We start from the raw sequence: 6,739 nt of genomic DNA, 5'->3' as shown, positions 1-6,739 counted from the left end.
ACCGAGATCCGTACCGGCGAAGAGGTGGGTGTCTCGTTCCTCGCGCAGCGGGGCTGAGGCTGCTCGACTCCCAACGCCCGCTGCCCGACGCCGCTGGGCCTCCGGCCCAGTGGCGCGGTTTAGTGCACCAGGGGACGCTTTTTCGTGCCACTGCGCCGGAGGCGCTAATGTCGACAGATGCCGAGTACGTGGTCGAGCCACCCTGGTTGGCCAGCGAAACTGGGACCTTTGACCGTCGCTGCGGGCCACGTGACCGTTCGTCCTGTCCGGCTGCGTGATGGAGCGGCGTGGAGCCGTATCAGGCTCGCCGACCGCGCGCACCTCGAACCGTGGGAACCCACCGGCGAGGGTTCCTGGGCGGCGCGTCATCACATCTCCGCATGGCCGGGCCTTCTGTCGGGTCTGAAGTCGGAGGCGCGCAAGGGCCACATGCTGCCGATGGCAATCGAACTCGACGGGGACTTCTGCGGTCAGCTCACCGTCGGCAACATCGTCCGGGGCGCGTTGCGGTCCGCCTGGATCGGCTACTGGGTCGCCAAGGAGGTCAACGGCCGAGGTGTTGCGACGGCAGCGCTGGCGCTCGGGCTCGACCATTGCTTCGGAGGCGTCGGCCTTCACCGCGTCGAAGCGACGGTTCGGCCGGAGAACCTTCCCAGCAAGGCCGTGCTGCGCAATGTCGGATTCCGTGAAGAAGGCTTGCTGAAGAACTACCTCGACGTCGACGGTCGGTGGCGTGATCACGTTCTCGTCGCGATGACGTCGGGCGAAGTGCAGGGATCGGTCGCAGACCGGTTGGTGCGGACGGGCCGAGCCGCCTGGGCATGACGCCCCACATGTCTCGTCGTGCTCGAGACTCATGTGACTAAAGTGACGTGTGTGTAATTCAGGTCGGCGCGTCTACGCGGTTCGGCCGAAGCTTCCGCATAGCCTGATCACGTCACCGATGTAACCAGCCTGCTATTTGTCGAAAGAGAGCGCGAACGATGCCCAACTCGATCATCTGGATCGGTCTGGTCGTCATCTGGCTGTTCGTTCTGCTTCCGATGATGATGAGCAAGCGTCCGCGCATCATGCAGACCTCCGATGTAGCCCTGGCCACCCGCGTTCTACACCGCGGTGGGTCCCAGAGAACCGCACGCGGTCCTGCCGCCGGACATGCGAGCGACCCAGATTGGCGTCCCGAGTACGACGAGCGTGTTTCGGCACCCGCCCGCGTTGTATTCGGGCGCACAGCACCGAGCACCGACGCGGAGGACCCGATGGACACTCACGCAAGCGCCGAGATCGACACCGATTCGAGGGACGCGGACGACGAACGCGATCGGGACTACGTTCCGAACCGTCGCGGCCGCGGAGGTTTCGACCCCGAGGCCGACGCCATCGCGCGTGCTGCTCGGTATTCGTTCCGCCAACGGGCCGTTCTCGGACTCGTGTTCGCTGCCATCACGTCGGCTGCGCTCGCGGTCATCGTCACAGGCGTGCTGTGGTGGGTCTGTGGCCTGTCCGTGGTGGCCATGGGTGCGTATCTGTACTACCTCCGTCGACAGGTTCAGATCGAGGAAGAGATCCGTCGCCGGCGCATGACGCGGATGGGCCGCTCGCGACTCGGCGTCGAATCGCGCACCGACGACGAACTGAAACTCGTTCCGCAACGCCTGCGCCGTCCGGGTGCTGTCGTGCTCGAAATCGACGACGAGGACCCGGAGTTCGATCACCTCGACCACTACGACGAGCCGTTCCAGCAGCAGGCTCCCGTGAGCGAGAACATCCGACGAGCGTCTGGGGCCTGACGTCCCAGGCGTCGTGCATCCTTTGATAAGGTTGCGCAGCGGTTGCAGCAGGACCGCAAGAAGGGGCTGTGGCGCAGTTGGTAGCGCGTCTCGTTCGCATCGAGAAGGTCAGGGGTTCGATTCCCCTCAGCTCCACCACACGGGTTTGCTGAACCTAAAATTGCAATATTCTAATTCCTCGCAATTGCGACATTCGATTAATTCATATCTATTGCCGATGCCCTTAATGACGAGTCCGTCTTGTCAGGGTCGCTTTCCGGGCAAGTTATGCACATGCGGAATAGGCGCGCTTTGTCCTGCGCATGAATTGGTTTTCGGGGTCATTACAAACCGTTCGCCCGTTTAGCGGATTGGTATTCTCAGCCCTTGCCGTCACGGCGCCGGGCAGTACGGCGTCAGCTGTGTTCGGCGTCACCGCGCCCTACTCGCTCGCAACTTCGGGCCCACCCCCTGGGTGTGTACGCCGGGGCCGAAGTCGACCGGTAGTCTTGCCGAGCAGTAGCTGAGTCAGAGTTGATGGTCGACGTCGATTTGGGGAAGCGTCATCCCGGCCGCGGACTTCACGTCGCGCCCATGAGGTATGTGGAGTTCTGTATGGGTTTCGAGATTGTCGACCTCGACGAAACGTGGGTTGCTGGTTTGCCAGTCCGTAGCCCCAAGCGGGCGCTGGGGCGGTTGAACGATCCGGCACTCGATCTGGCCTGGTCTTCCGTCCTCAAGCAGGACATCGGCGGTTCGTTGGCATCGATCTACACCGACTTCGCGCCGGGTATCGGCTCGTACAACACGCAGATCGTCGGCTATCAGTGTTCGTCGTTGAGCCAGGTCACGCGGGGGCACCTGATCGCAAAGGTTCCGCGTGCTCGATACGCGAAGTTTTCGGCGGTCGGCCACTTCCCGGACGTCATGGTGCGGTTGTGGCAGCAGATCGACCATGCAGAGGAGCAGCGCGAGATCGCTCGAACGTTCACCGCAGACTACGAGTGCTATCCGCATGCCTACAAGATCGACCTGTACCTGTCGATCGAACAGGCAGGGTCGGCGTCGTGAGTCATCGTGTGACCGCGAGAAGCGCGGAACTGTTCGGTGGCCTGGTGGCACCCCGGATCGCGCCGGGCGTCGAGGCAAGCACCAGCGAGCTCTTCAGGTTCTTACGTGAACGAATGTGGGACCGTCACCCTGGCCGGGAGGTGGACGTCAGCACCGTGTTCGTGCCGGATGCAGCAGGTGACTACAACGCAGTGGTGGCGGTGCCGTACGTGTCGCCGACCGAAGTCCCCGTCGGGGACGTCTTCGTGCAGGTACCGAGCGGGGTGTTCGCCGTATTCGTGCCCGACGGGCTGCTCAAGGATCCTGTCGAGGACGTCTGGACGCAGGTCGACGACGCCACCTCGAATGGTGAGCTGTTTCGCGCTTATAAAGAGGACATCGAAGTCGTTACAAATTCCGGCAAAGTGGAACTTTATATATCTATTGTTATCTGATCGGGCAATGTGTCACCCAGTTGTCACTCGAAAATCACAATCGAGACACGTTTTTGGTTAGTATTGTGCTGAACAGCGGACCGTCGACGGGGTTCGTGAATTCGAGACAACGGGTTCGAACAAGCCTTCTGCAGTCCCACGCAAGGCGGCGTCGGTGTCATCGTAGGCAACTGGTCAGGGGTGATCGTTCATGGTTAGGCAATTGAGAGCAGAAGCTACACGTGCAGCTGCGCTGCGCGCGGCAGCAGATCTTTTTCTCGAGGTGGGGCATGCGAATGCAACGCTGAGTCAGGTCTCCGCGCAGTCCGGCGTCACCAAGGGCGCACTGTATTTCCATTTCGCCTCCAAGGAGGAGCTGGCGCGGGCGATCGTCGACGAAGGTCACGAACGTGTGTCCACAGCCTGCGCAGGTCTGGTGGACAGCAGGTCACCGGCCCTCGAGTCGGTCATCGGCATCTCGTATTCGGTTCTCGAACTGGCAGCATCAGACCCGCTGGTGCGGGTGATGTATCGCCTGCAGATGGAAATCGACGGGTCCGAGACTTCGCGCGGAAGCGTGTTCGGGACGTGGGGCAACATTTTCGAGCATCTGTTCGATCGAGCAATCGAGCACGGAGACGTCGCTGACCATTTGGACTCGGGCAACGCCGCTCTCCTCGTGTGCGAGATGCTTGCCGGAGTCCTGATGGTGTCCGAGGCGCAATCGACCCTCGGCAGTGCACCTGCACGCATGGAGAAGGTGTGGAACACCGTCCTGCCGTCGCTGGTACCGCCGAGCAAACTCGGGTACTTCCGCGAATTTGCGGCTCGGAGCCTCTCGAGCTTCGTTCCATCGGCCGATCTCGTCGCCGAGGCCGTACACGGCTGAGCGCAGGCTTGCGGAGTCTCGGCCCCGGGCGGACACTGTGTGATATGAACCACATCGTCACAGAACACAGGATGTCCGACGCCGAGCTCCGCAAGGCGATCAAGACGCTGCAGAGTCGCGCAGACGACGCGCGCCGTCGGGGTGCCGAGGACGACGCCACACGGATCGAACGCACGGTCGCGGACTACCGCGACGAAATGTCGCGGAGACACTAGATTCACGCGGTATTGGTCGGGCCGAATCGCTCGGTCTTGATGCGCGGCGGCAGGTGCCCGTCGGCGACCAGCATGTCCGCGGCTGCCTCGACGAAACCGGTCGGCCCACACACGAAACACGCCGGGGCGAAGTCGGCCGGCCACCCGTCGGCGACGAGGTCCTGCGGAATGAGCCTGCCCACCCGTCCTCGGTAGTTGCCCGGTGCCCGACGAGTGAAGCGGTAGCTGACGTCGATCCCACCTGGGAGCGTTCTCAGTTCGGAGGCGTACATCAACTCCTCGGCCGAACGAACCGAGTAGATGAGCCGGAACGGAGTCCGGCGCTCGCTGCGCACGCGGGCACGAACCATGGCCATCAACGGCACGATGCCCGATCCGCCCGCGAGCAGGAGTACGGGCGCGGGATTTGCGGCGTCCCATACGAACCAGCCTCCGATCGGACCGCGGAGTTCGATCTGCTCACCCACCTCGAGAATTTCTGTGAGGTAGGGCGACGCTTCACCGTCGTCCACGGTCTGAATCGTCAGGACGACTGTATTGCCGTCAGCCGGAGTTGCCATCGAATAGCTACGCTGCGCGCTGTAGCCGTCCTCGGCCGTCAGGCGCACGTCGACGTGTTGACCCGGCTTGTGACCGGGCCACCCGTCCACCTCGAAGGTCAGCGTCGACGCCGTCGATGTTTCGGCGCGCTTGTCGGTGAGGGTCGCAACACGCCACTTCAATCTCCCTGATACCTCTGTTCTTGCCATGGATCGCCGTAGTCGTGGTAGCCGTTGCGTTCCCAGAATCCCGGCTCGTCACGGACGAGGAGGGTGAGCTTTTCCACCCACTTGGCCGATTTCCAGAAGTACAGGTTCGGAACCAGCAGTCTGGCAGGCCCACCGTGTTCGGGATGGAGTGGCTTTCCATCGAATTCGTATGCCAGCCAGGCTTTTCCGTGAAGCAGTTCGTCGAGTGGCAGATTGGTGGTGTACCCGTCGAAACCGTGTGCCATCACATGCGTGGCTGTCGTGTCGATGTCACGCAGCAACGTGTCGAGCGAGACGCCACGCCATCTCGTGTCCAGTTTGGACCATTTGGTGACGCAATGGATGTCGACCGTCGGATTCTCTGCTGGGAGCGCGTGCATCTCGTCCCAACTCCACCGATGCTTGTCGCCCATTTCCGTGACGATGCTGAATTGCCACCGCTCGGTATGCACCTGGGGAGTGGGACCTGCAGACAGTACCGGGAAGTCGTCGGTCAGATATTGGCCGGGCGGAGTGCGGGACTCGTTGCCGCGGCGCTTGCCGATGAACCCTTTCGACACGATCGCCATCGGTACAGTGTGCTCCGGCGAGACTGCCAGCGACAACTCGACCGACGCGTAAAGTGCGAGGAACGGAAGTTTCTTCGACTGTGGGGGATAACGACGCGAGATGGCTATCAAGGACCTGCGAGGGAAGAGGACGTTCATCACCGGCGCCGGGAGCGGTATCGGACGCGCAACTGCCCTCGCTGCGGCGCGTGCAGGCGCCGAGCTGTACCTGACGGACATCAACGAAGTGGGTCTGAAAGAGACAGTCGCCGCTGCGGGTTCGGCGGTGGTGAAGTCCGCTGCGTTCGATGTGTCCGATTACGACGCCGTCACCGCGTTCGCCACCGAGGTCCACGAATCGGTCGACAGCCTCGACATCGTCATGAATGTCGCCGGCATCTCTGCGTGGGGCACCGTAGAGAATCTCGAGCATCGACATTGGAAGTCGATGATCGACGTCAATCTCATGGGACCGATCCACGTGATCGAGAACTTCCTGCCCCCGATGGTGAAAGCCGGTCGCGGTGGCCATCTCGTCAATGTGTCCTCTGCAGCGGGTCTGATTCCACTGCCCTGGCATGCGGCGTACAGCGCGAGCAAGTACGGTCTTCGCGGCGCATCGGAAGTTTTGCGCTACGACCTGAAGCGGCACGGTATCGGCGTCAGCCTCGTCGTACCGGGGGGAGTGAAGACGGGATTGGTGAACACCCTCGAAATCGCGGGCGTCGATCGCGACGATCCGCGAGTGCAGAAGCTGCAGCACCGCTTCGAGCAACGCGCTGTCGAACCCGAGACCGTCGCCGACGCCATCCTCGTCGGGATACGGAAGAACCGCTACCTCGTGTATTCGTCCAACGACATTCGGTTCGCGTACTGGTGGGCACGAAAGTTCGCCCCGCCGTACGAGTTCGTCCTGCAGAAGGCCAACGACCAGTTCAGCAAGCTGTTGAAGAAGCCGTCATAGATCGACGTCCAGTCTTCGAGCGCCCGGGCCCGCGTCGGCGAGTTCGTCACCCGGATTGGCCAGTGCGCAACTGGACAGTGACAGGCACCCACAGCCGATGCACCCGGTCAGGTCGTCGCGG

At 62.4% G+C, this 6,739-nt stretch carries 9 protein-coding genes, 1 tRNA gene and 1 pseudogene; 8 read left to right on the top strand and 3 right to left on the bottom strand.

The genetic code is table 11. The features are described from left to right. The first annotated feature begins 177 nt into the window (after positions 1 to 177). From A2J03_RS21235 to A2J03_RS31245, 7 genes are all read left to right on the top strand, one after another. Entirely contained in the window at positions 178 to 825 is a 648-nt protein-coding gene (locus A2J03_RS21235) for a GNAT family N-acetyltransferase (RefSeq protein ID WP_068377976.1), read from the top strand. A gap of 158 nt (positions 826 to 983) precedes the next feature. Further along, entirely contained in the window at positions 984 to 1,790 is an 807-nt protein-coding gene (sepX, locus tag A2J03_RS21230; RefSeq protein ID WP_068377974.1) for a divisome protein SepX/GlpR, read from the top strand. Between the two features lie 62 nt (positions 1,791 to 1,852). Next, positions 1,853 to 1,928: transfer RNA gene (locus A2J03_RS21225), tRNA-Ala, on the top strand. A gap of 456 nt (positions 1,929 to 2,384) precedes the next feature. Continuing rightward, positions 2,385 to 2,840, top strand: coding sequence for a GyrI-like domain-containing protein (locus A2J03_RS21220; protein WP_068377980.1), 456 nt, complete (start codon positions 2,385 to 2,387; stop codon positions 2,838 to 2,840). After that, complete coding sequence (locus tag A2J03_RS21215) at positions 2,837 to 3,274, top strand: effector binding domain-containing protein (RefSeq protein WP_068377972.1); 438 nt, start codon at positions 2,837 to 2,839, stop codon at positions 3,272 to 3,274. Before A2J03_RS21220 ends, A2J03_RS21215 begins: the two co-directional genes overlap by 4 nt. A gap of 202 nt (positions 3,275 to 3,476) precedes the next feature. Then, the gene (locus A2J03_RS21210; RefSeq protein WP_231912638.1) at positions 3,477 to 4,142 is read left to right on the top strand and encodes a ScbR family autoregulator-binding transcription factor; all 666 of its coding nucleotides are present in this window, start codon (positions 3,477 to 3,479) and stop codon (positions 4,140 to 4,142) included. 44 nt (positions 4,143 to 4,186) lie between these two features. Continuing rightward, on the top strand, positions 4,187 to 4,357 hold the full coding sequence (locus A2J03_RS31245; RefSeq protein ID WP_197480896.1) for a hypothetical protein: 171 nt from the start codon (positions 4,187 to 4,189) through the stop codon (positions 4,355 to 4,357). 2 nt (positions 4,358 to 4,359) lie between these two features. Here the strand turns inward: A2J03_RS31245 and A2J03_RS21205 are convergent, their stop codons facing one another. Then, complete coding sequence (locus tag A2J03_RS21205; protein ID WP_068377968.1) at positions 4,360 to 5,106, bottom strand: ferredoxin reductase; 747 nt, start codon at positions 5,104 to 5,106, stop codon at positions 4,360 to 4,362. Beyond that, positions 5,076 to 5,675 carry a sulfite oxidase-like oxidoreductase gene (locus A2J03_RS21200; protein WP_068377978.1) on the bottom strand — a complete coding sequence of 200 codons (600 nt, stop codon included), beginning with the start codon at positions 5,673 to 5,675 and terminating at the stop codon, positions 5,076 to 5,078. Before A2J03_RS21200 ends, A2J03_RS21205 begins: the two co-directional genes overlap by 31 nt. Before the next feature lie 100 nt (positions 5,676 to 5,775). Here A2J03_RS21200 and A2J03_RS21195 point away from each other — a divergent pair, with 100 nt between their 5' ends. Continuing rightward, the gene (locus A2J03_RS21195; RefSeq protein ID WP_068377966.1) at positions 5,776 to 6,618 is read left to right on the top strand and encodes an SDR family oxidoreductase; all 843 of its coding nucleotides are present in this window, start codon (positions 5,776 to 5,778) and stop codon (positions 6,616 to 6,618) included. On the opposite strand, the pseudogene A2J03_RS31760 reads toward A2J03_RS21195, so the two are convergent. Then, positions 6,613 to 6,739, bottom strand: a pseudogene (locus A2J03_RS31760) (redox-sensitive transcriptional activator SoxR); the annotation flags it as partial. The gene A2J03_RS21195 and the pseudogene A2J03_RS31760 overlap by 6 nt on opposite strands.

Origin of the sequence: Rhodococcus sp. EPR-157, from assembly GCF_001647195.1 — a bacterium.
Lineage (GTDB): Bacteria > Actinomycetota > Actinomycetes > Mycobacteriales > Mycobacteriaceae > Rhodococcoides.
The sequence above is the reverse complement of the archived record's forward strand: the minus strand, read 5'-3'. Positions and strand labels throughout refer to the sequence as shown.

Coding starts and splice junctions, on each gene's coding strand:
- A2J03_RS21235 (WP_068377976.1), top strand. CDS start 178: ATGCCGAGTACGTGGTCGAGCCACCCTGGTTGGCCAGCGAAACTGGGA.
- sepX (WP_068377974.1), top strand. CDS start 984: ATGCCCAACTCGATCATCTGGATCGGTCTGGTCGTCATCTGGCTGTTC.
- A2J03_RS21220 (WP_068377980.1), top strand. CDS start 2,385: ATGGGTTTCGAGATTGTCGACCTCGACGAAACGTGGGTTGCTGGTTTG.
- A2J03_RS31245 (WP_197480896.1), top strand. CDS start 4,187: ATGAACCACATCGTCACAGAACACAGGATGTCCGACGCCGAGCTCCGC.
- A2J03_RS21205 (WP_068377968.1), bottom strand. CDS start 5,106: ATGGCAAGAACAGAGGTATCAGGGAGATTGAAGTGGCGTGTTGCGACC.
- A2J03_RS21200 (WP_068377978.1), bottom strand. CDS start 5,675: ATGGCGATCGTGTCGAAAGGGTTCATCGGCAAGCGCCGCGGCAACGAG.
- A2J03_RS21195 (WP_068377966.1), top strand. CDS start 5,776: ATGGCTATCAAGGACCTGCGAGGGAAGAGGACGTTCATCACCGGCGCC.